Annotated in this window: 20 protein-coding genes; 12 read left to right on the top strand and 8 right to left on the bottom strand. The window is 59.2% G+C overall.

Annotated features, from left to right (window positions below; all coding sequences use genetic code 11):
- Positions 1-182: 182 nt before the first annotated feature.
- From ACYVDM_RS18085 to ACYVDM_RS18100, 4 genes are all read right to left on the bottom strand, one after another.
- Positions 183-1,169 carry a Bug family tripartite tricarboxylate transporter substrate binding protein gene (locus ACYVDM_RS18085; protein WP_460475435.1) on the bottom strand — a complete coding sequence of 329 codons (987 nt, stop codon included), beginning with the start codon at positions 1,167-1,169 and terminating at the stop codon, positions 183-185.
- A gap of 63 nt (positions 1,170-1,232) precedes the next feature.
- Positions 1,233-2,699, bottom strand: coding sequence for a glutamate synthase subunit beta (locus ACYVDM_RS18090; protein ID WP_415787388.1), 1,467 nt, complete (start codon positions 2,697-2,699; stop codon positions 1,233-1,235).
- Between the two features lie 16 nt (positions 2,700-2,715).
- Positions 2,716-7,452 carry a glutamate synthase-related protein gene (locus ACYVDM_RS18095; protein WP_415787390.1) on the bottom strand — a complete coding sequence of 1,579 codons (4,737 nt, stop codon included), beginning with the start codon at positions 7,450-7,452 and terminating at the stop codon, positions 2,716-2,718.
- A gap of 404 nt (positions 7,453-7,856) precedes the next feature.
- Positions 7,857-8,573, bottom strand: coding sequence for a hypothetical protein (locus ACYVDM_RS18100; RefSeq protein WP_415787392.1), 717 nt, complete (start codon positions 8,571-8,573; stop codon positions 7,857-7,859).
- A 189-nt stretch (positions 8,574-8,762) separates the two neighbouring features.
- On the opposite strand from ACYVDM_RS18100, the gene fghA reads away from it, so the two are divergent.
- The 3 genes from fghA (at position 8,763) to rpoH (ending at position 11,410) form a co-directional block, all read left to right on the top strand.
- Positions 8,763-9,611 (top strand): S-formylglutathione hydrolase, encoded by an 849-nt coding sequence (gene fghA / locus ACYVDM_RS18105; RefSeq protein ID WP_415787394.1) that lies wholly within the window; start codon positions 8,763-8,765, stop codon positions 9,609-9,611.
- A gap of 99 nt (positions 9,612-9,710) precedes the next feature.
- Positions 9,711-10,400, top strand: coding sequence for a hypothetical protein (locus ACYVDM_RS18110; protein WP_415787396.1), 690 nt, complete (start codon positions 9,711-9,713; stop codon positions 10,398-10,400).
- A 122-nt stretch (positions 10,401-10,522) separates the two neighbouring features.
- Positions 10,523-11,410, top strand: coding sequence for an RNA polymerase sigma factor RpoH (gene rpoH / locus ACYVDM_RS18115; protein ID WP_415787398.1), 888 nt, complete (start codon positions 10,523-10,525; stop codon positions 11,408-11,410).
- A gap of 3 nt (positions 11,411-11,413) precedes the next feature.
- Here rpoH and ACYVDM_RS18120 read toward each other — a convergent pair whose 3' ends face one another.
- The gene (locus ACYVDM_RS18120; RefSeq protein ID WP_415788838.1) at positions 11,414-11,494 is read right to left on the bottom strand and encodes a CagY family CD-EC repeat-containing protein; all 81 of its coding nucleotides are present in this window, start codon (positions 11,492-11,494) and stop codon (positions 11,414-11,416) included.
- Positions 11,495-11,694: 200 nt separating this feature from the next.
- Entirely contained in the window at positions 11,695-12,546 is an 852-nt protein-coding gene (locus ACYVDM_RS18125) for a phosphodiesterase (RefSeq protein ID WP_415787400.1), read from the bottom strand.
- 178 nt (positions 12,547-12,724) lie between these two features.
- Here ACYVDM_RS18125 and ACYVDM_RS18130 point away from each other — a divergent pair, with 178 nt between their 5' ends.
- Positions 12,725-15,331: a cation:proton antiporter gene (locus tag ACYVDM_RS18130; RefSeq protein ID WP_415787402.1), complete on the top strand. Its 2,607-nt coding sequence runs from the start codon at positions 12,725-12,727 to the stop codon at positions 15,329-15,331.
- A gap of 3 nt (positions 15,332-15,334) precedes the next feature.
- Here the strand turns inward: ACYVDM_RS18130 and ACYVDM_RS18135 are convergent, their stop codons facing one another.
- Positions 15,335-16,165: an NUDIX hydrolase gene (locus ACYVDM_RS18135; protein WP_415787404.1), complete on the bottom strand. Its 831-nt coding sequence runs from the start codon at positions 16,163-16,165 to the stop codon at positions 15,335-15,337.
- Positions 16,166-16,408: 243 nt separating this feature from the next.
- Between ACYVDM_RS18135 and coxB the strand changes: the two genes are divergently transcribed.
- The 5 genes from coxB to ACYVDM_RS18160 all read left to right on the top strand — a co-directional run bounded on the left by coxB (position 16,409) and on the right by ACYVDM_RS18160 (position 20,580).
- Positions 16,409-17,569 (top strand): cytochrome c oxidase subunit II, encoded by a 1,161-nt coding sequence (gene coxB / locus ACYVDM_RS18140; protein ID WP_415787406.1) that lies wholly within the window; start codon positions 16,409-16,411, stop codon positions 17,567-17,569.
- Between the two features lie 97 nt (positions 17,570-17,666).
- The gene (gene ctaD / locus ACYVDM_RS18145) at positions 17,667-19,286 is read left to right on the top strand and encodes a cytochrome c oxidase subunit I (RefSeq protein ID WP_415787408.1); all 1,620 of its coding nucleotides are present in this window, start codon (positions 17,667-17,669) and stop codon (positions 19,284-19,286) included.
- Between the two features lie 19 nt (positions 19,287-19,305).
- Positions 19,306-19,431, top strand: a complete 126-nt coding sequence (locus tag ACYVDM_RS18150) for a cytochrome oxidase small assembly protein (RefSeq protein ID WP_415787410.1) — start codon at positions 19,306-19,308, stop codon at positions 19,429-19,431.
- Positions 19,432-19,439: 8 nt separating this feature from the next.
- Positions 19,440-19,664 carry a DUF2970 domain-containing protein gene (locus ACYVDM_RS18155; RefSeq protein WP_415787412.1) on the top strand — a complete coding sequence of 75 codons (225 nt, stop codon included), beginning with the start codon at positions 19,440-19,442 and terminating at the stop codon, positions 19,662-19,664.
- A 40-nt stretch (positions 19,665-19,704) separates the two neighbouring features.
- On the top strand, positions 19,705-20,580 hold the full coding sequence (locus ACYVDM_RS18160; protein ID WP_415787414.1) for a cytochrome c oxidase subunit 3: 876 nt from the start codon (positions 19,705-19,707) through the stop codon (positions 20,578-20,580).
- Between the two features lie 83 nt (positions 20,581-20,663).
- On the opposite strand, the gene ACYVDM_RS18165 is transcribed toward ACYVDM_RS18160, so the two are convergent.
- Complete coding sequence (locus ACYVDM_RS18165; RefSeq protein ID WP_415787416.1) at positions 20,664-20,864, bottom strand: twin transmembrane helix small protein; 201 nt, start codon at positions 20,862-20,864, stop codon at positions 20,664-20,666.
- A gap of 34 nt (positions 20,865-20,898) precedes the next feature.
- On the opposite strand from ACYVDM_RS18165, the gene ACYVDM_RS18170 reads away from it, so the two are divergent.
- Genes ACYVDM_RS18170 through ACYVDM_RS18180 form a run of 3 tightly spaced genes read left to right on the top strand, consistent with a single transcriptional unit; the run spans position 20,899 to position 23,329 of the window.
- The gene (locus ACYVDM_RS18170; protein WP_415787418.1) at positions 20,899-21,660 is read left to right on the top strand and encodes an SURF1 family protein; all 762 of its coding nucleotides are present in this window, start codon (positions 20,899-20,901) and stop codon (positions 21,658-21,660) included.
- 26 nt (positions 21,661-21,686) lie between these two features.
- The gene (locus ACYVDM_RS18175; RefSeq protein ID WP_415787420.1) at positions 21,687-22,304 is read left to right on the top strand and encodes an SCO family protein; all 618 of its coding nucleotides are present in this window, start codon (positions 21,687-21,689) and stop codon (positions 22,302-22,304) included.
- Positions 22,305-22,318: 14 nt separating this feature from the next.
- Positions 22,319-23,329 carry a COX15/CtaA family protein gene (locus ACYVDM_RS18180; RefSeq protein ID WP_415787423.1) on the top strand — a complete coding sequence of 337 codons (1,011 nt, stop codon included), beginning with the start codon at positions 22,319-22,321 and terminating at the stop codon, positions 23,327-23,329.
- Positions 23,330-23,340: the final 11 nt, after the last annotated feature.

Here is a 23,340-nt window from a genome sequence, read left to right on the forward strand (position 1 = left end):
AGCCGGAGCGAGCAAATGGATCCGGCAAGAGGGTGTGACCTTAAGGTGTTCGACTTTGCCGGTCAAGGCATGGGTCACCCGGGGCTCTAGGTGGGCATCCGCGATCATCGTGGTAATGCCTTCCCAGGTCGGGGACCATTGTAACGTGCCCTTCTTGAGTTGCTACCGCCGTCAACGTGCCTTTATTGCAGCGTAATGTTGCCCTTTTTTATCACTTCTGCCCATTTCTGGGTTTCGGCGGCAATAAATGTGCCGAACTCTTCGGGTGTGCCACCGGCGGCCTGGCTGCCCGAATCTGCAATGGCTCGTTGCACTTCCGCGTCTTTCAGGATGCGGTTCAACTCACTGTTGAGCCTGGCAATGATGGGGGCGGGTGTGCCCGCCGGTGCAACGATGCCTTGCCAGTTATACGATTCAAACCCAGGCAGGCCCGCCTCGCTCAGGGTCGGAACGTCCGGCAACACATCCAGGCGCTTGGTCGAAGTGACGGCGATCGGGTGCACTTTTTTGCTCTGAATCGCCGGCAGCGCGGCGTAGCCCATTTCGAACATCATGGAAATGTGGCCGCCCATCAGGTCGGCCGAGGCCGGGCTACCGCCCTTGTAGGGCACATGTACGATATCGATACCTGCCTGTTCGCGGAACATTTCGCCCGACAAGTGATGAGCGCCCCCGACGCCTGACGAGCCAAAGGTCAACGTACCGGGTTCTTTTTTGGCCAGAGCAATCAATTCTTGCAGGTTTTTCACCGGCAGCGAATTCGTCACATTGAGCACCAGGGGGCTGGTCTCGATCAGCAGGACCGGGACCAGATCCTTGTCCGCCTGGTAGGGCATTTGTTTCATCAGGCTGGGATTGACCGCCAGGGGGGCCAAGTTGCCGGCGCCGATCGTGTAGCCATCGGGGGCGCCCTTGGCAATCAGGTTGGTGCCGATGACCCCACCTGCGCCTGCCTTGTTTTCGACGACCACGGGTTGTTTGAGGACATCGCTCAGCTTGCGGGCGATCAGGCGCATGCGGGTGTCGGCAAAGCCACCTGGCGCGTAGGGCACGATAAAGGTGACGGGCTTGGTCGGCCAGTCACCGGCGTCTTGGGCGCGAGCGCACGACGCGCCCGCCAACGTGGTGATTGCCAGGAGACTTGTCAGCAAGGGGCGTAAGGGTTTCATTCGCGGAGACTCCTCTTCTTCGATATAGAGCGCGGATCGACCATTATGCCGCTTGCTTGCCGATTAACGCGGCAATTCGCTAGAGCCCATCAGGTACTCATCAACCGAACGGGCGCATTGCCGGCCCTCACGGATGGCCCAGACCACCAGCGATTGACCGCGACGCATGTCGCCAGCGGCGAATACCTTGTCCACGTTAGTTCGGTAGTCGTCCGTATTGGCGCGCACGTTGCCGCGTGCATCGCGATCCACGCCAAAGGCATCGAGGACGTTTTGTACCGGTGATACAAAGCCCATGGCCAATAGCACCAGATCCGCCGGGATTTCGAATTCCGAGCCTTCGACCTCACGCATTTTCATCTGACCCGTGGCTTCGTCCTTGAACCACTCAACCCGTGCACCGACCAGCTTTTCGACTTTGCCGTTACTACCTTTCAGGAGCTTTGTGGTCACCGACCAGTCCCGATCGCAACCCTCTTCGTGCGAGGAAGACGTGCGCATTTTCAGCGGCCAATAGGGCCACACTAGCGGCTTGTTTTCCGATTCGGGTGGTTGGGGCATCAGTTCGAATTGCGTGACAGAAGCCGCGCCGTGGCGGTTGCTCGTGCCGACACAGTCCGAACCCGTGTCGCCACCGCCGATCACGATGACGTGCTTGCCCTTGGCCAGCGTTTGCTTGGTCAGGCGGTCTCCTGCGACAGCCTTGTTCTGCTGACGCAGGAAGTCCATGGCAAAGTGCACGCCCTCGAGCTCGCGGCCCGGTACCGGCAGGTCACGCGGATTTTCCGAACCCCCCGTCATCACGACGGCGTCGAATTCGGTCATCAGCGATTCGGGTGTGCGCACCGTCAGGCCATCAGCGACCGGATCGCTGGCTTGGCCGATGTACGTGGACGGTGAAAATTCCACTCCCTCGGCCTCCATTTGCGACATGCGACGGTCGATTTGCGATTTTTCCAACTTGAAGTCGGGAATGCCATAGCGCAGCAGGCCCCCAATGCGGTCACTCTTTTCGAAGACGGTCACGGCATGACCGACGCGCGCCAGTTGTTGCGCGCAAGCTAGGCCAGAAGGGCCTGAGCCGACCACGGCAACCTTTTTGCCGGTCTTGCGGGCCGGTACCAGCGGGGCCACCCAGCCTTCCGCCCAGCCTTTGTCGATGATGGCGTGTTCAATCGACTTGATGCCCACCGCGTCGCTATTTATGTTCAGCGTACAGGCGGCCTCGCAGGGCGCCGGGCAGATGCGGCCGGTGAACTCGGGGAAGTTGTTCGTAGAATGCAGCACATCAAGCGCGCGGCGCCATTCCTGACGGTACACCAGGTCATTCCAGTCAGGGATGATGTTGTTGACCGGGCAGCCGCTATTGCAGAACGGGATGCCGCAGTCCATGCAGCGAGCCGCTTGCTGCCTGGACTGGTCGTCCGTCAGGTGCAGAACGAATTCGCGCCAGTTTTTCAGGCGTTTTTGCGGTGCCTCAGCGGCTTCTTGTAGCCGCTGATATTCCATAAATCCAGTGATTTTTCCCATGGTTGATCCTTAGGCCTCAGGCAGCCAATTGTTCTGGATTGGCTGCATGCCACATTTCGCCCAATGCGCGACGGTATTCCGTCGGCATCACCTTGATGAATTTGCCGCGCGAGGTTTCCCAGTCGCCCAGAATCTCACGCGCGCGGTAACTGCCGGTATAGCGGAAGTGATCTTCGATCAACTTGCGCAGAATCGCCTCGTCCGTGTCGCGTTCGCCGCCACGCTGAACGCTGTGCCAACCGGCCCGGTCGTCTTGCGTGAACTGCTCCGAGTGAGGCACGATGGCTTCGAGTTCGACCATTGACAGGTTGCAGCGGTGCTTGAAGCTGCGATCCGGGTCCCAGACATACGCCACGCCGCCCGACATCCCGGCCGCGAAGTTACGGCCCGTTTCGCCCAGAACGACGACGGTGCCGCCCGTCATGTATTCGCAACCGTGGTCGCCGGTGCCTTCGACGACCGCCGCCGCACCTGAGTTACGCACGGCGAAGCGTTCGCCGGCCACCCCATTGAGGAAGGCCTCGCCGGCCAGTGCACCATACAAAACCGTGTTACCCGCAATGATGTGATCGGGACCAAAGCCGCGGAAGTCATTGGGGGAACGCACGATAATGCGGCCGCCCGACAAGCCCTTGCCGACATAGTCGTTGCCTTCGCCCACTAGATCCAGTGTGATGCCTTGCGCGAGGAACGCGCCGAAGCTTTGCCCGGCGGTGCCATTGCACTGGATGTGAATCGTGTCGTCGGGCAATCCATCGTGGCCATAACGCGTCGCGACGGCGCCCGAGAGCATTGCGCCGATGGTACGGTTGCGGTTGCGCACCGGCGTGATGAACGAGACTTTCTCGCCACGTTCCAGGGCCGGCTTGCTGCGTTCAATCAGTAAGTGATCCAGCGCGCCATTCAAGCCGTGATCCTGTGCTTCAGTTTGGCGTTTTTCCGTATCGATCTGCGGTTGATAGAACACGCGCGCAAAATCCAGGCCTTGTGCTTTCCAGTGCTCGATGCCGGTACGCATATCCAGCAGGTCGGCGCGGCCGATCAAGTCGTCGAACTTGCGGATACCCAGTTGCGCCATGATTTCGCGGACTTCTTCGGCAATAAAAAAGAAGAAATTCACGACATGCTCGGGCTTGCCCTGGAACTTGCGGCGCAGAACCGGATCCTGGGTGGCCACGCCCACAGGGCAGGTGTTCAGATGGCACTTGCGCATCATGATGCAACCTTCCACGACCAGCGGTGCTGTCGCAAAACCAAATTCGTCGGCGCCCAACAGCGCACCAACGACCACGTCACGACCGGTTTTCATCTGACCATCGGCTTGTACGCGGATGCGGCTGCGCAGGCGGTTGAGCACCAGCGTCTGTTGCGTTTCGGCCAAGCCCAGTTCCCAGGGGGTGCCGACGTGCTTGATCGATGAGACGGGGGAAGCCCCCGTGCCGCCATCATGGCCGGCGATCACGACATGATCGGCCTTGGCCTTGGCGACGCCAGCGGCCACCGTGCCGACACCGACTTCCGAGACAAGCTTGACCGAGATCGACGACTTGCTGTTGACGTTCTTCAGGTCATGAATCAACTGCGCCAAGTCTTCGATCGAATAAATATCGTGGTGTGGCGGAGGCGAAATCAGGCCCACGCCAGGCACCGAGTACCGCAGCTTGGCGATGTAGTCCGAGACTTTGTGGCCAGGCAGTTGACCGCCCTCGCCGGGCTTGGCACCCTGGGCCATCTTGATCTGGATTTGATCCGCGCTGGACAGATATTCGGCGCTTACACCGAAACGGCCCGACGCGACCTGCTTGATGCGCGAGCGCAGCGAATCACCCGCCTTGAGGGGGACATCGGCTTCGATGCGATCGGTGCCCAGCACGGATGACAGCGTGTCGCCGTCTTTGATCGTGCTCTTGCCTTCGCGCATTTCGGCGCGATAACGCAGTTCGTCTTCACCGCCTTCGCCGGTGTTGGACTTTCCGCCAATGCGGTTCATGGCCACGGCCAGGACCGAGTGAGCTTCAGTCGAGATCGAGCCCAGCGACATGGCGCCGGTCGCGAATCGTTTGACGATTTCCTTGGCCGGTTCGACGTCGTCCAGCGGGATAGCGCGCGACGGATCAAAGCGGAATTCAAACAAGCCACGCAGCGTCATGTGGCGACGCGTCTGGTCGTTGATGATCTGTGCGTATTCTTTGTACGTGCGGTAATTGTTGGCACGCGAGGCATGTTGCAGCTTGGCGATGGAGTCCGGTGTCCACATGTGCTCTTCGCCACGGATGCGGAACGCATACTCACCCCCTGCATCCAGGTCATTGGCCAGTACCGGATCGGCGCTGAATGCCGCGCGATGTTCACGCAGGGCTTCTTCGGCGACCTGGAAAATACCAATGCCCTCGATGTTCGAGGCCGTACCCGTAAAGTACTTGTCGATCAACACGCGCCGCAGGCCGACGGCTTCGAAAATCTGTGCGCCGGTGTACGACATGTAGGTTGAAATGCCCATCTTGGACATCACCTTGTTCAAGCCCTTGCCGATCGCCTTGATGAAATTCTTGACGGCTTTGTCGGGGTCAGCCATGCGGCCCAGCGACTCCAGCGCCAAATACGGGTGAATCGCTTCGGCGCCATAGCCACCGAGCAGTGCAAAATGGTGTACTTCCCGAGCCGAGCCCGTCTCTACCACCAGACCGGTCGCCGTGCGCAAGCCCGAGACAATCAAGTGCTGGTGTACGGCCGACGTTGCCAGCAGGGCCGGGATCGCCACGCGCTCGTGGTCGACCAGGCGGTCAGACACGATCAGGATGTTGTACCCGCTTTGCACCGCATCGACCGCACGGGCGCATAGTGCGGCAATATGGGCTTCGATACCTTCGGAGCCCCAGGCGGCCGGATACGTGATGTCGAGTTCATAGCTGCGGAATTTCTTGCCTGTCACTTGCTCGATATCGCGGATCTGCGCCATCGCGGCGAAGTCCAGCACCGGTTGCGTAACTTCCAGTCGCAGCGGAGGGTTGACGTTGTTGATGTCCAGCAAGTTCGGTTTGGGGCCGATGAACGACACCAACGACATCACCATCTGTTCGCGAATGGGATCGATGGGGGGGTTCGTCACTTGGGCGAACAATTGGCGGAAATAGTTGTAGAACGGCTTGGCGCGGTTCGACAGTACGGCCAGTGGCGCGTCGTTACCCATGGAGCCGATGACTTCTTCGCCAGAGGCGGCCATGGGTTCCAGGATGAACTTGAAGTCTTCTTGCGTCCAGCCGAAGGCTTGCTGGCGATCCAGCAACGAGACCGACGACTGCTGTGCCTGGGCGGCTTGGCGCGGCGCGGGCAGGGATTCGAGCTTGATCTGCAGGCGTTCGATCCACTGACGGTACGGACGGCTGTTGGCCAGTTGCAGCTTGATTTCTGTATCGTCAATGATGCGGCCTTGTTCCAGATCGATCAGGAACATCTTGCCCGGCTGCAGCCGCCATTTTTTGACGATACGATTTTCGGGGATGGACAGCGTGCCGGCTTCGGACGCCATGATGACCATGTCGTCGTCGGTGATCAGATAGCGGGCGGGACGCAGGCCGTTGCGATCCAGCGTGGCGCCGATTTGGCGGCCATCGGTGAACGCCACAGCGGCGGGGCCATCCCAGGGCTCCATCATGGCGGCGTGATACTCATAAAACGCGCGGCGGCTTTCGTCCATCTGCGTATGCTGTTCCCAGGCCTCAGGGATCATCATCATCATGGCGTGCGCCAGCGAATAGCCCGAGTTCACCAGGAGTTCCAGACAGTTGTCGAACGTTGCCGTGTCAGACTGTCCTTCGTAAACAATGGGGTACAGCTTTTTCAGATCATCGCCCAGCACGGCCGATTGCATCATGCCTTCGCGGGCGCGCAACCAGTTGAAGTTGCCCTTGACGGTGTTGATTTCACCGTTGTGGGCAATCATGCGATAGGGGTGGGCCAGCGGCCAGGCGGGGAAGGTATTGGTTGAGAACCGTTGGTGGACCAGCGCCAGAGCCGATACCGTGCGCGGGTCGGCCAGGTCGCGGTAGTAGCGGCCGACTTGATCTGCCAGCAGCAGCCCTTTGTATACGACCGTGCGGACTGAGGCCGACGGCACGAAATATTCCTTGCCATGCGCTAGGCGCATGGCTTGAATGGCGTGGCTGGCCGTTTTGCGAATCACGTACAGCTTGCGTTCCAGCGCATCAGGCACCATGACATCGGCCCCACGACCGATGAACAGTTGACGGATCACGGGCTCAACCGAGCGTACAGTGGGCGACATCGGCATTTCGACGTCGACTGGCACATCGCGCCAGCCCAGCATGATTTGGCCCTCGGCACGCACGGCGCGCTCGAGTTCTTGCTCACAGGCCAGACGCGAGGCGGTTTCTTTGGGCAAGAACACCATGGCCACGCCATACTCACCGGGCGCGGGCAACGTGATGCCCTGATGGCTCAGTTCGTCGCGGTACAGCGCGTCGGGGATTTGGATCAAAATGCCCGCGCCGTCGCCCATCAGTTTGTCAGCGCCGACGGCACCACGGTGATCCAGGTTTTCCAGGATCTTGAGGCCTTGCTGGATGATGGCGTGGCTTGGGCGGCCCTTGATATGGGCGACAAAGCCGACCCCACAGGCATCATGCTCTTGTTGGGGGTTGTACAGGCCCTGCCGTACGGGGATGCCGATGCGGGTCGCATCAATAGGTGCCACGATCGGGCGACAGGAATCTGTTTGAGAAGTCGATGTCATAACGCGCTCCGCAGAGGACTGCGTGGATGTTGCAGTGCAAGGTCTCGACGATACTGCGGCATGCCTTAGAGCGCAATGAAAAAATTAAGGGTGCGTCCCTTATTTACGGAATAAAGCAAGTTCATATCTAAATAAGGGGACGTATTAAAAATAACTGAAAATCAATAGCTTAAATTGATAGAGGAAATCAGAATGGGAAAACGCACGGGACATCCCGGCATATAAGGGTCTATATGTCCCCAATTAATACGAATTTTTTGTTATGAATGGGTCGTGCGGCACGTGCCAGGGACTGGCTATTTGCATCAATCAATGTTGATTGGTGCGACGCACAACGTGTATTGGGCCTTGCGTCTGCGGGTACCTGGTCGCCAGCTACGTGGCCAAGCCGGACACACGCGTGACTACGACGCTACGTCATCAGCGGGTTTCTTGCGGGGACGGCCCCGCTGCCCCGGGGCCACACGACGGCTGGCCGTATGAGCCAGGCTGGCGATGAAATTCGGGCCTCCTAGTGCCCACTGTCCGGACACGGCCTGGTCAATGCCCAGGCTTTCCTCTTGTGACAGGCCTTCTTGCAAGCGACGGCGGTAATTGGCTTGGCGATCAAAGGGCGTGTTTCCGCAGGCCCAATAGTCGGCGTGATCGGACTGCCAGGGCGATGGCGGCGTGGCGGCGGCGGTGTTGCCGGTATGGCCTCCTGCCGACGACCAAGGCCAGGCGTCCGGATCGAATGTGCTGCCGCTACGCACCGGATACGTCTCCAGCCAGATCAGTGCGGGCAAGACCCATACACCGGGTTCCAGCAAGGCGGATCGATAGCGGCCCGCAAAAACGCGTCCACCCCGTAAACGTGCCGCCAGATTGCGGCCCAGCGTCTGCATCAGGCGCGGCAGGCCTTCTTCGTCGGTGGGCGTGGCCAGCAGCAGAATGCGGTCGTTTGCCAATACCCATCCGTGCACGGCGACCCGATGTCGTTGGGCGGAGTCACCCAGCCAGGTCGTCAATTGGTTGAGCACATCCTGCGGCGCCGGTTGTGACGGCGTCGCTAAAGGCTGAACGAAATTGGCCTGCACCAGTTGGGGCAACCCAGGGGCATACAAGCGGGGCAGTCGAGCCATAGCGTTGAACGGGCACCAAGCCAGAAAGAACGGTGGGTTTGATCACTATATATAAATAGTGCCACAGCCGTCGAGAGGGGATTAGCGAGGGGGTGGTGGCCTGTGACGTCCCCGTCGCTATCCGCAGGCGAGTCACTTGTGCAGGTTAACATCAGTTGTTAACGCAATCAGCAGGGAATTTCACACGCCATGACAGATCTGGAACTGATTTCGCAACACCGCTGTTTCGGTGGCTGGCAACGCTATTATCGGCATGCCTCGAGCGCTATTGGGCTGCCCATGCGGTTTTCTGTGTATATCCCGCCCCAGGCGGAGCGAGGCCGTGTCCCCGTGCTGTTTTATTTGGCGGGGCTGACTTGCACCGAAGAGACATTCATGATCAAGGGCGGTGCACAACGTCTCGCGGCGGAACTCGGTGTGATGTTGGTGTCGCCTGACACCAGCCCTCGCGGCGCGGGCATCGCAGGAGAGGACGACGACTGGGATTTTGGTACCGGTGCGGGGTTTTACCTCGACGCCACCGAGCAGCCCTGGCGGTCGCATTACCGCATGGAAAGCTACGTCACTGACGAGCTCTATGGCATCGCGACTCGGGATTTACCGGGCGATGCGTCGCGTACCGGCATATTTGGGCATTCCATGGGAGGTCACGGTGCGTTGGTCCTGGCGCTGCGCCATCCGGACCAATTTTCCTCGGTGTCCGCTTTTGCGCCTATCGCGGCGCCGACGCAATGTCCTTGGGGGCACAAGGCATTCAGCCGCTATCTCGGGCCCGATACCGAGACCTGGAAGGCGTATGACGCCAGCGAGTTGATGACGCGGGCACACCGGCCTTTTCCGCAGGGTATTCTGATCGACCAAGGGTTGGCCGACAGCTTCCTGGCCGAGCAACTGTATCCTGAGGTATTCGAGCATGCGTGCCGTCAGGCCGATCAGCCCCTGACGCTGCGCCGCCACGCCGACTACGATCACGGCTATTACTTTATTTCCACTTTTATGCACGATCACCTGCGGTTTCACGCTGATCAACATTGTTAAAGCGGCGTATCGACAAACCGGGCTATCGTGTGGCGACACCTGCTTTGTCACCCTGCTTTTGACTGAGCCACCCTTGCCCCTGCATGTGAGGATCAATCAGTGATCAATGGTTTTGCCCCCTTTGTCTGGATGGCCCTGGCGGCCTTGATTGTCTTGATTCCCGGGATGATGCTGCTGTTCGGTCGGGGTGGGCCGCGCGATGCCTCGGGACGGCGGATTTTTCGGTTGCGGCCGATTCGACGTCTCTTTGGTGTTCTGTTGATCGCGCTGGCGGGGGTGTCGGCGATGCTGGCGCTGACGTTGGTACAGTTCTTGCATCTGACGACCGATGTCCCAGTTGCCTCAGTGCAAATGCACGAACAGGCGCCCTCGTCGTTCCTCGTGACGGCCCAGGTGCCAGGCAAAGCGGATCGCCTCTACACGCTGACCGGCGACCAATGGCAGATCGACGCCAAAGTGATCCGCTGGAATCTGCCGGCTTTGTTGGCTGGGGCACCGCCCCTGTACAAGTTCGAACGGCTTTCGGGCCGCTATCGCGACGTCCAGCAAGAGAAAACCGGAGTGCGCAGCGTCCATGACTTGTCCGATTGGCCGGTGCCTGATCTGGCCACGCTCAGGCGGGTTTTCCCAAACTGGCTGCCCTTTGTGGATGTGGAATACGGTAGTGCCGCTTACATGCCCATGCTGGACGGGGCGCGCTACCAGATCTATATGGATCCCCGGGGGGGCGTGGTCATCCGGCCCGATGGGCAGGCTACGGAAGACGCACTGCGACAACTGAGCTGGTAGCGCGGCAACGGCCGAATACGACGGAACTTTGGTGCGCTGCCGCAGTCGAATTAGCACTCCCCTGTATAGAGTGCTAATATCGCTTTATGTCGCTGTCAACCTCTCACTTGGAGACCGCAACTATGAAACAACCCAGTCATTCGTTGGCCCTGTCCGGCAACGCCCTGGCGTTGGCCGTTGCCAATCCAGGCTCGCTTGGCTCCATCGAGGCCTATATCTCGGCCGTCAATCAACTGCCCATGTTGACCGCCGAGCGCGAAACCGAACTCGGCCGCCGTCTGCGGGCGCACGACGATCTCGAGGCTGCCCGCGAGATGGTGCTGTCGCACTTGCGCCTCGTGGTGTCGGTGGCTCGCCAGTACCTCGGTTATGGCCTGCCGCACGCCGATCTTATCCAGGAGGGCAATGTCGGCCTGATGAAGGCCGTCAAGCGTTTCGACCCCGAACGCGGGGTGCGTCTGGTGTCGTTCGCCGTGCACTGGATCAAGGCCGAAATCCACGAATTCATCATCCGTAACTGGCGCATGGTCAAGGTCGCGACCACCAAGGCGCAGCGCAAGCTGTTCTTCAACCTGCGCAGTATGCGTCCCGATGGCCAGACGCTGGATCCCGAACAGGTCGATAACATCGCCCAAGCGCTGAACGTAAGACGCGAAGACGTCAGCGAAATGGAAATCCGCCTTTCCGGCCGTGATTTATCGCTGGAAAAGCAGGACGACGATGATGAGACGTATGCCCCCATTTCGTACCTGTCTGACGAGGGGCAGGCAGAGCCCACGCAGGTTCTTGACCGTCGCGACCACGACGACCTGCAGAGCGCGGGTTTGACTCACGCACTGCAAGCGTTGGACGAGCGCTCACGTCGCATCATCGAGTCTCGTTGGCTGCAAGACGAAGGCGGGACCACCCTGCAAGAGCTTGCCCAAGAGTTCGGTGTGTCTGCCGAGCGTATTCGCCAAATCGAATCCGCTGCCTTGAAAAAAATGCGCGGCACCCTGAGCCCCGCCTGATTTTCAATCGGTTGCGATATCCAGACAGCCCCGGCGATTCGCCGGGGTTTTCGCTTGTCCGAGGCATTCTTCGTGTTGACACATTTTGATTCAATTTTGGTGCGTCAAACCCACTCAGGACCGAAACTTATTGCTCGCGGCGTGTACTAACTTACGTAGACCGCATTAGCCGCTACCCGGCTTGTAGTCTTGTATCCGTTTCGGCTTCTCCTCTTCCCCTCCCCTATGAAACGGATGCTTGCAGGGCGCCTCGCATATCGGCGCCCTATTTTTTTGCCTGAACGTTATGGTGCTGGCATCGGTGGTGTTGGCGTTGCCAGGGGTTCCCGGTGGGCTGCCAAGATGTCATGCCATGTCGCGATATTCAGGCGCCGCACGCCTGTCGCCAGCGATCCGTCGCGGTATAGCTTTAGCCAGCGGTAACCCGGCGGGCTATCGTCCACGACATATTTACCGTCGCGGATCGCAAACTGAAAACAAGTCGACGGTGTGGCCAGCATGCGCAGATGGTGGCGGCGGCGATCAAAGGCCTGGTGCACATGCCCCCAAAGCAGGATGCGTGCACGTGGGATGGCGGCCAGGCGCTGGAATAGCTCCTGGGCATTGTCGACCATCATGGTGTCGGTGTAGTCACTCTGTATTAGCACGGGGTTGTGATGAAGCGCGATCAGGACATGGCGGTCGCCTGCCAGGGCGGCAGCCTGCTCTAGCAAGTCGAACTGGGCGTCATCAATATGGCCCGCGTTTGAGCCCGGTACGGTCGAGTCCAACAAAATAATGCGCCAGGCGCCGATATCCGTGACGGGCTGGGCCCAGAGGCCCATCGCTTGGCGCAGGGCCTGCGGATCGTCGTGGTTGCCGGGCAGGCACCGTACTGGCCAATCGGCTTGCTCAAGTACGCTGCGCAGGCGTTGATAAGCCTCAGGAGACCCGTCTTGCGTCAAGTCGCCGGTGGCCAGAAGTAGATCCGGGCGATGCCGATTGATGCGCACCAAGTCCAATACCGCGCGCAGACAGGCGTCGGTGTTGACGTTATGCATCACGCTATCTGCCCGCGCCATCAGGTGCGTATCGGTGAGTTGCACCAGCAGCGTCGGCGCATCGGTCCGGCCAGCGCTGGAAGTTGAAGCCGGCAAGGGGCCTCCTGATTGTCGAATAAAAGCTCAGTACCTTACCCAAAAAGCCTCGTAGCAGGCCCTCTGAATGTGAACGACCCGTAACGAAACGTGGTTGTCCGCCGTTTGTCCGCTGGAGAACGGGAAAAAACGCTATTCTTGGTGCTCCGTTTGATATGCATGGCGTTTGCCTTCCTTCATGGATATTGGTCTTATTGTCTTTGGTCTTGCTGGCTTGCTCACGCTAGTGTGCTTCATGCCGCCATTGGCAGGCCGCGTCAAATTACCGTATTCGGTGTTGTTGGCGATCGTGGGTTGCTTGCTGGGCATAGGCCTGCATTTACACGGCTGGGCGCCGCCCGTGCTAAGTGATTTGCTGGACACGATCGAACGTTTCGAGATCTCCTCCGAAACCTTTCTGACGGTGTTCTTGCCGGTGCTGTTGTTTGAGACGGCGCTGGCAATGAATGTACGCCGCCTGATGGATGATATCGGCCCCATCCTGATGATGGCCATTGTGGCGGTGGTGGTATGTACGGTAGCGGTCGGTTTTGTGGTCGACGCCGTGTCGTCTTACGGGATCGTGGCTTGCCTCTTGCTGGGCGCTATCGTGGCCACCACGGATCCGGTCGCAGTGGTGGGGATTTTTCGTGAGGTCGGCGCGCCCAAGCGCCTGACCACGCTGGTCGAGGGCGAGAGCCTGTTCAATGATGCCGCGTCGATCGCCCTGTATTCCGTGCTGCTTGCGGTGCTGGGCGGGACGGGGACATTGTCGGTCAGCGGCGTGTTCACCGATTTTGTCGTGCACTTTGTTGGAGGCGGTCTCGCAGGTTTTGCCATGGGGCGCGGCGCGTGTTTCCTATTTGCCTGGTTGCGAGGTTATCCGACTGCCGAGATCACCCTGACACTGACGTTGGCTTATCTGTCGTTTTTTATTTCCGAGCACTATCTGGGCGTATCGGGGGTGGTCGCGACCGTGATAGCTGGTCTAGTCGTAGGATCAACGGGGCGCACGCGCATGTCGCCCGTGACGTTCGAGCATCTGGCCAGTTCTTGGGAGCAATTCGGGTTTTGGGCCAATTCGCTGATTTTTATTTTTGCGGCGATGTTGGTTCCCAAATTGATGGCGGCGACCGATCTGCAAGAGTTGATGTTGGTGGTGGTGGTGTTTGTCGTGACGCTAGTGGCCCGAGGGGTGGTGGTATTTGGGCTATTGCCATTGCTGGGGTTGACGCGGTTTGGTACCAAGGTCAGCACACCGTACAAGACCGTGATGATGTGGGGTGGATTGCGGGGCGCCGTGTCATTGGCTCTGGCATTGGCGGTGACTGAGCAGAACGCGGTGCCCGAAGACACACGGCACTTTATCGCCGTTGTCACGACGGGCTTTGTGCTAGCGACCTTGTTCATTAACGGCATGACCTTGCGTCCGTTGATCCGCATGCTGGGGTTAAACCAGTTGTCCATGGCCGAACGCACCATACGCAATCAGGTGCTGGTGGTGGCACTGGCAGGTATCCAGGAAAAGACAAACGAAGTGGCCAATACTGACCACATCAATCCTGAGGCGCGTGATCGTATTAGTGCCGTGTTCGATGCCAGCCTGGCCAGCGTACATGATGGCCAGGTTAGCCAGATGACGGACGAGCAACGCGTTTCCGTGGGATTGGCCATCCTGGCGCAGCGCGAACAGGAACTGTTCTTTGACATTCTGAAAGCGCAGATTGTGGATTGGCGACTGGCCGAGTCCTTGTTGGCTCGCTCCGAGCGGCTCGAGGACGTCGTGCGGGCGGGGGGGCTGGCCGGTTTTGAGCGCGGCATGGTGGCGGACGTGCGTTATTCCATCGCGTTTCGCGTGGCCTTGCGCATGCACTACACGTTTGGGTTTCAGAGCTGGTTGGCCTATGAGTTGGGTCGGCGGTTTGCCAGTTTGCTGACCAAGCAATCTGTTGCACAGCGGTTGATCGTTTTTTCGCGTGAGCAGATCGCGCCGCTGTTGGGTGAGACAGCGGCTCAGAAGATTGTGGCGGTACATCAGCGCCGATTGGATTTGATCGGGCACGCGCTACAGGCGTTGAATCTGCAATATCCGTCGTACGCTTTGTGGCTGCAGGAAAGCTATCTGGGCCGCACCGCGCGAGAATTCGAGCGTATCCGTTACCACGACATGCTCGAACAATCCTTGATCAGCGGCGAGGTCTATGCCGATTTGATGGCTCAACTGAAAAGTCGCTGGCGCCATATCGACCGACATCCCCCTCTGGATATGGAATTGGGGGCGGCAGAGCTCATTACCCGCGTGCCTTTGTTCGAAGGCCTGAACGCGGATTCCCTGCGCGCCATCAGCAAATTGTTGAGACCTCGCCTGGCCCTGCCTGATCAGGCGATTCTGACACGCGGGCGGCACGGGCAGGAAATGTGTTTTGTGGCTTCTGGTGCCGTCGAGGTGCGGTTGCCCGACGGTACGACGGTCGAATTGGGCAGTGGCGAATTTTTTGGCGAATTGGCTCTTTTGGGCGAACTGGACGTTGTGCTGGACGTGCATTCGCGGGGATACAGCAAGCTGTTGATGCTGTCTCTACGCGACGTCCATGCGCTATTGGCGCGGGACGCGGATCTGAAAGACCGGGTCCAAGTCGTCGCCAAGCAGCGGCAGCGCGCCATCGAGGTCTGGAAGCAGTTCTCGGAGACAGGGGAGGTCACGCCGCCCACTGCGCCGACAGTGCCGCTCGATTCGTCTGCGTCATCTGTTCAGTCAGGCGCCGTTCGCCCGCCCGTTCCTCCGTCGACACCGAACGAGGCTTGAGGACTAGATTTCCCCATGAGCCCGGCGCCGCGTGATGTCTTCGAGGATTACCAGCGCGGCCTCCAGGGTGAACTCGCCGTCGATGATGCCGCGTACGGCTTCGGAAGTCGTGACATGGGTAATCTCCATGACCTCGCCATCCTGGTTGGCGGGTTGCGTATCCGGAGGCAGGACACAGGTGCTCGTTAGCAAATCTTCTACTTGATATCCCTCGGGCAGTCTGCGATGCATACGCAGTATTGTGCGTAGCGGTGAGCGTTGTGCCAGGCAGGCGGGCGCCAGGCCCGCCTCCTCCGCGCATTCGCGCAGCAGAGCGTCTTCCAGATCCTCCTTAGTGCCGACCAGGCCTCCAACCAAGGTATCCCACATACCGGGGTCAGTGGATTTGCTGAGCGCACGGCGCGCAATCCACAGGCGTCCGTCGGGCGTCCAGGCGTTCAAGTGCACGGCGCGGGTCAGCAGGCCCAGAGGCCGCATGGCGGCACGTTCGATGACGCCCAACCAGTCGTCCGCCGCAGTCACGTCCATCAGTTCGTTGCGCCAGCCGCGCAGGCAGTCCGCGCTGCGTAGCGTTTCGGCGACATGGGTCAACAGCGCATTGAGTTCGGGGCCAGCGGTAAACCCGGTGCCGATGCGCAGGGCATCGGCCTGTACCTGCACTTGGGGCACATGTTTGAGTGCATCACAGGCGGCGTGCGTCGCCCAGCCACAACAGCGATCCGCGATGTAGAGGGGGCGAGCCAACTCGGGTGGGTGCTCTTGTACACGCTGTGTTAACTGCGTATAAAGCGCGGCCAATTGGGCCGATTGGTCATGTAATTGGGAGGTCGACATAACCGAATTTTAGTGCACGCCGGACCCGCCAGCGAGGCAGTATCGACACAGTTGTGTATGATGCGAGAGCGCTGGATAACATTGGATAGGGTGCGTCCGCTATAATTCTGCGGTTCTTTGTGATTCGAGTGGGGCAAACCGGCTGCGAGTCAGTTTCGTACCTGCCGTCTTAATAATTGTGTGGATTCCGCCACTCGCAATCGAGCGAGTGCGGAAGAGCCCGCGACATGTTTCGGAGTAAGCATGAAGAAGTGGTGGAGAGGGATACTGGGCGCCTGTGTGTTGCTGTTCAGCTGTGCTGCAGGCGCGCAAGTACAAGATATGCCTGGCGGTCCCAGAGTTGATCAGCTTAATTTGCACGAAGGCGTTACCCAAATTGCACAAGATATCGTGTGGCTGCATTGGCTGCTGCTGATTATCTGTGGTGTGATTTTCATTGGCGTGTTCGGCGTCATGTTTTACTCTATCTGGGCGCACCGGAAATCACGCGGGCACCAAGCCTCCACGTTTCATGAGCATCTGGGTGTCGAAGTCGCCTGGACCGTCATCCCTTTCATCATCGTGATTGCCATGGCGCTGCCGGCCACCAGAACGGTCGTCGCCATGAAAGACACGTCCAGCGCCGATCTCACCATCAAAGCCACCGGCTATCAATGGAAGTGGGGCTACGAATACCTGGATGGCCCGGCCTCCGGGGTTAAGTTCCTGGCGACACTCTCCACGCCGCGCAGTCAAATTGATGGCCGCGAACCCAAGGGCGAGTTCTATCTGATGGAAACCGACAACCACGTGGTGGTGCCGGTCGACAAAAAGGTCCGCATCGTGCTGACGGCCGCCGACGTTATCCACTCCTGGATGATTCCTGACTTCGGCGTCAAGCAAGACGCGATCCCGGGGTTCTTGCGAGACGCCTGGTTCCGCGCGCAAAAGCCCGGTATTTATCGGGGGCAATGCGCCGAGTTGTGCGGCAAAGATCACGCTTTCATGCCCATTGTGGTCGAGGTTCTGCCTCAGGCCGACTATGACGCATGGGCCGAAGAGCAGAAAAAGAAAATGGCGGCCAACGCCGACGACCCCAACAAGGAATGGACCAAAGAAGAGCTCATCGCCCGTGGCGAAAAGGTCTTTGGCGCCAACTGTGTGGCTTGTCACCAGGCCAACGGCAAGGGCGTCCCGGGCTCCTTCCCTCCGCTGGACGGCGACAAGACAGTGTTGGGTCCCAAGGCTGAGCAGCTCAAGACGGTTCTGCATGGGCGGCCCGGTACGGCCATGGCGGCATTTGGCGGCCAACTGAATGACGTTGAAATTGCTGCGGTCATCACCTATACCCGTCACGCCTGGAGCAATGCGGGCAAGGGCGAAGACCCCGTGGTACAGCCCAAGGACTCTGTGGCGGCGCGCTGATTGCGCGCACTCCCCGTCCTATTGGTAGCAAACCCCGTTACGAGACATCTGCCGGCCTCTTGAACAGAGTTCGGCATACAGCAGGAAGGAGTCGATCATGAGCAGCGTCACAGTCGATCACGTGTCGCCCGGCCACGGCCACGGCCACGACCATGGCCACGATGAACATCACCACGCTATACCTACGGGCTGGCGCCGTTGGCTATTTGCCACCAACCACAAAGACATCGGGACGATGTATCTCATCTTCTCGTTCGTCATGCTGCTCGAGGGTGGCACGCTCGCCCTGCTGTTGCGCACCGAGTTGTTCGAGCCCGGTATACAGTTCTTCCAGCCTGAACTGTTCAACCAGTTCACCACCATGCATGGCTTGATCATGGTGTTCGGCGCCATCATGCCTTCGTTCGTCGGCTTTGCGAACTGGATGATTCCGTTGCAGATCGGCGCATCCGACATGGCTTTTGCCCGGATGAACAACTTCAGTTTCTGGTTGTTGCCGGTGGCTGCGATCATGCTGACTGCCTCGTTTTTTGTACCGGGTGGCGCCACGGCTGCTGGCTGGACCCTCTATGCGCCGCTTTCGACCCAAATGGGTCCGGGCATGGACCTGGCCATCTTTGCGGTGCACATCATGGGCGCGTCGTCCATCATGGGTGCGATCAACGTTATCGTCACCATCCTGAACATGCGCGCGCCTGGCATGACGCTGATGAAAATGCCGATGTTCTGCTGGACCTGGCTGATCACGGCTTTCTTGCTGATCGCCGTGATGCCGGTGCTGGCCGCCGCCATTACCATGGTGCTGACTGACCGCCATTTCGGCACCGGCTTTTTCAATGCCGCCGCCGGTGGCGACCCCGTGCTGTATCAACACGTGTTCTGGTTCTTCGGGCATCCCGAGGTCTACATCATGATTTTGCCGGCGTTTGGCATCGTGTCTGCCATCGTGCCGGCGTTTGCGCGCAAGAAACTGTTCGGCTATGCCTCCATGGTTTACGCCACGTCGGCGATTGCGGTGCTGTCGTTCATCGTATGGGCGCACCACATGTTCACTACCGGGATGCCTGTCACCGGCCAGTTGTACTTCATGTACGCCACGATGCTGATCTCCATCCCGACGGGCGTAAAAGTCTTCAACTGGATCGCCACCATGTGGCGCGGCTCGATGACGTTTGAAACCCCCATGCTGTTCGCGATCGGCTTCATTTTCGTGTTCACCATGGGCGGCTTCACCGGCCTGATCCTGTCGATTGCCCCGATCGACATTCAGGTGCACGACACGTATTACGTGGTCGCGCACTTCCATTATGTGCTGGTGGCCGGTTCGCTGTTCGCGCTGTTTGGCGGTGCCTATTACTGGGTACCCAAGTGGACGGGCCGCATGTACAACGAAAAGCTGGGCAAGATCCACTTCTGGTCCACACTGATTTCGTTCAACGTCACGTTCTTCCCCATGCACTTTCTGGGTTTGGCCGGTATGCCGCGTCGTTACGTTGACTACGCCGCGCAGTTCACCACTTTCCACCAGATCGCAACGATCGGCGCTTTTTGGTTTGGTCTGTCACAGTTGATATTCCTGTACGCCATGTTACGTTGCTATCGTGGCAAGGGTGAAGTGGCTGCCGCCAAACCCTGGGAAGGCGCCGAAGGTCTGGAGTGGACTGTGCCCTCGCCGGCGCCGTTCCATACCTTTGAATTGCCCCCAGAAGTAAAGTAAGTCGATTGAGTACGCTGTCATGACTCCTGAACAACGCCGTCGCAACAAGACTGTCGGGCTGATTCTGCTGGTATTGGTGCTGGCCCTGTTTGCCTGGACATTCTTTCGCGGCTCGGCCATCCTGACTGGCACGGCCATCAAGTAGAGGGAGTGATGACACACGACATTCGGGACGCATCGCAGCGCAAGCTGAACTTCCTGCAAACACTGAAGGCGGTGCTGTGGGGAATGTTCGGTGTGCGCCGGGCAGCGGGTTACGAAGAGGATGCAGGCAAACTCAACCCCGTGCATCTGATCGTGGCGGGTGTGCTGGCCGGTGTGATTTTTGTGTCGGTGCTCGTCTTGATCGTGCGCTGGGCCGTCGCGAGTTTGAGCTAAGCAACAAGCATTTCAACAAATCAGTACCAGGGAGAAGACCATGAGTGCAAGCCACTCGGTTCAAGGAAAAGAAGCACCGTACTACTACGTACCGGCGGATTCCGCTCATCCTGTGCGCACGGCGGTGGCGCTGCTGGCGATGGGGCTCGGTGCCGCAGCTTGGGTCAATGACGTCAGCTGGGGTAAATGGCTGGTGCTGGCGGGTGTGCTCGGCTTGATTACTGTCTTGTATTTCTGGTTTGGCGATGCCATCCAGGAATCCGAGGCAGGAATGAACAGCAAGCGCATCGACCTGTCGTATCGCTGGGGCATGAGCTGGTTCATTTTTTCCGAGGTCATGTTCTTTGCGGGCTTTTTTGGCGCCCTTTGGTATGTGCGGACGATCACCACGCCGTGGCTGGGTGATCTGGACCACAAGTTGATGCTATGGCCTGACTTCCAGGCTGCTTGGCCTAACTTTGGTCCGGCAGGGGTCGTCGAGCATTTCCAGACGGTCGGCCCGTTTTGGTTGCCCACCATCAACACGGCATTGTTGTTGACCTCCGGTGTGACACTGACGATTGCTCACCATGCCTTGCGTGAAAATCATCGTCGCAAAACCATATTCTGGCTGGCCGCCACCGTGATCCTGGGTTTCGTCTTCGTGGCGTGCCAGGCATACGAATATCACCACGCCATTACCGAACTGAACCTGAAGTTCAACTCGGGCGTATATGGCTCGCTGTTCTACATGTTGACAGGGTTCCACGGCTTCCACGTCATCATGGGGGCGACCATGCTGACCGTGATCCTGATTCGTTTGTTGCGCGGGCACTTTACCGCCGATCATCACTTTGGCTTCGAGGGCGCAGCCTGGTATTGGCACTTTGTCGACGTCGTCTGGCTGGGCTTGTACCTGTTTGTATATTGGTTCTGATCGCTGGCATAGATAACGAATGCCCCCGAAAGGGGGCATTCGCACGCCTGGGGCCACCTCGCTGGCGAGATATCCTGCGGCCGTTAACGATACCCTGTACTCTCTATCCAGCCCAGGTGATGGGCGAGTAGAACGAACAGAAACAGGGCGACAGATAGTCCGATACGCACGGTTAGCGCGTTGACGGTTCGATTGGTCGTGCCCTTGTCCTTCATCAGGTAGATCAGCGCAGAGGCAAGGCTGGCCAAGATCCCGATGAATGCCAAGACGACAAAAATACGCATTTTGGCCTCCGGGTAAAACGGAATTATTGCAGACATGGCTCATTCAGTCCGGCGAATCGTGACAGCTTTGGTGCTGCTGGGCGTGGCCGTCGCCATATTAGCCTCGCTGGGGGCTTGGCAACTGCGCCGCGCCGACGAGCGCCGCGCAATCCAGGCCGCAATTGAAGCAGGCAGGGCGCAACCGCCCTTAGCATTGAGGCCCACGACGCCTTCGGCCGAATTGACTGCCTGGCGGCCCGCCCAGGCCACGGGTGAGTGGTTAAATCAATACAGCGTATTGCTGGATAACCGCAATCAGGCGGGCAAGCCTGGCTATTGGCTGGCCACGCCCTTGCTGCTGGATGCGGCGAGCCGCCACGCGGTGTTGGTGCTGCGGGGCTGGTTGCCACGGACCTTGCCGGGTCAACGCCCGCAACTGCCCGATACCTCGGGGGGGGCGCTGTCCGTGGTGGGCGAATTGACTGACCGTGTGCCGCGCCTGTTTGAAGTCTGGTCGTTGGGGGGCGAGTCGCAAGGCCAGTTGCCCACGACACTACCGATGGCCGATGGCAGCGTGCCGCAAGTCCAGAATCTGGCGTTGACCGCCTACGCTCAATCCACCGGCCTGAGGCTGCTGCCTACCGTGCTGATGCAAACGCGCGGTGAGGATACACTGGTGCGCGATTGGCCTCAGCCATCGGTGGATTACAACCAGAATCAGGGTTACGCCTTGCAATGGTTTTCATTTGCCGCAATTGCCGCAGTGGCCTGGCTGGTGGTGGCCTGGCGTGCCCTACGTCGCCGCAAGCCCTCCTAGGCTCAACGATTTACAGGAAAGTATTCGTGGCTCAAGTTACTCCAACCGTCCCTCGTAAAAAGCGTTCGCTTACGCCACTGATTGTGGTGTTTCTGTTCACCCTGGCCCCGGTGCTGGCGGCGTTTGTCTTGTATAACAACCCCCAATGGTGGCCTGACAGTGCCAGCAATTACGGGTCGCTGATCGAGCCGCAGCGTCCCATGCCCGACGCGAGCGAGCTGCAATTGACTACCCTGGACGGCAAGCCTTTTGATCTGCAAAGCTTGACGGGCAAATGGTTACTGCTCAGTGCGGGTGAGGCAGCTTGTCCGGAGTCATGCGCTCGCAAGCTCTTTATCACGCGTAATTCGCACGCCAGCCAGGGCAAGAACGTCGATCGTCTGGCGCGTGTCTGGTTTATTACCGACGACGCCGAAGTCCCCGAGAAGGTACTACAGGCCTACCAGGGCACTGTCATGGTGCGTGCCAAGCCCGAGCAATTGGCGCGTTTCCTGCTGGCCGACGATGTCACGGCGAATCTGCTGGACCCCATTTGGATCATCGATCCGTTGGGCAATCTCATGCTGCAGTTTCCCCCTGACGCCGATGGCGTCAAAGTGCGTAAAGACATCAGCAAGCTGGTTTACAACTCGCGCATTGGTTGACTGCCGGTTTTACTATGCAACACATCAAACAACGCTACCGCAAGCTGGTTTTCTTTACCTGGTTTTTGACGCTGGACCTGATCATGTTCGGCGCATTCGTACGCCTGACGGACTCCGGTTTAGGGTGCCCCGATTGGCCCGGTTGCTACGGCAACGCCACCCCTCTGGGCGCTATGAACGATATCCATCAAGCGGCTCAGGCGATGCCTTTTGGACCGGTCACGCTCTCGAAGGCCTGGATCGAAATGATCCATCGCTATGTCGGAGCCTTCTTGGGCATGTTGATCATTGCCATTGTGTACATGGCTTGGCGCTATCGGCGTGAACTGGGTCGCTCCCCGGCTTTGGCCATCGTGACGCTGATCGCCGTCTGCATACAGGGGGCCTTTGGCGCCTGGACCGTGACACATAAGTTGATGCCTGTCGTCGTGACCTCGCACTTGGTACTGGGGTTGTCGCTGCTGGCGTTGATGACCTGGCTGTCTGCCCGTGAGCGTCCGCACGCGCCCCTACCTACCGCCGCCATTCGTTGGCGACCTTGGCTGATCGGGGGTGTGGTGCTGCTGGCCGTGCAGGTTTTCCTGGGCGGTTGGGTCAGCACCAATTACGCGGCGCTGGCCTGCCTGGACTTTCCGACCTGCCATGGCGAATGGCTGCCAGACATGGATTTCAGTAATGGGTTCTCGGTGATCCGTGGGCTGGGGGAATTACCCTCTGGCGAAATGATTTCCCAGCACGCCCTGACGGCGATTCACTGGGTGCACCGCAATTTCGCGTTTGTTGTGTTGATTTATCTGGGCCTGCTCGCTTGGCGTTTGCGGGCCGAGCCGGGCCTGAGAGGGCCGGCCACCCTCACGCTGGTACTATTGGCGGCGCAGTTGGGCACAGGGTTGACCACGATTTTTTTCCAGTGGCCGTTGCTGATCGCTGTGTTACATAATGGGGGAGCTGCCGGGCTGACCCTCGCCTGCGTTGTCATGCTGGTGCGACTGTCCAGCGCCGGCCGGCCCGCCTTGGCGGCATAATTTGCGTTGGC

Source organism: Bordetella tumulicola (assembly GCF_054779135.1).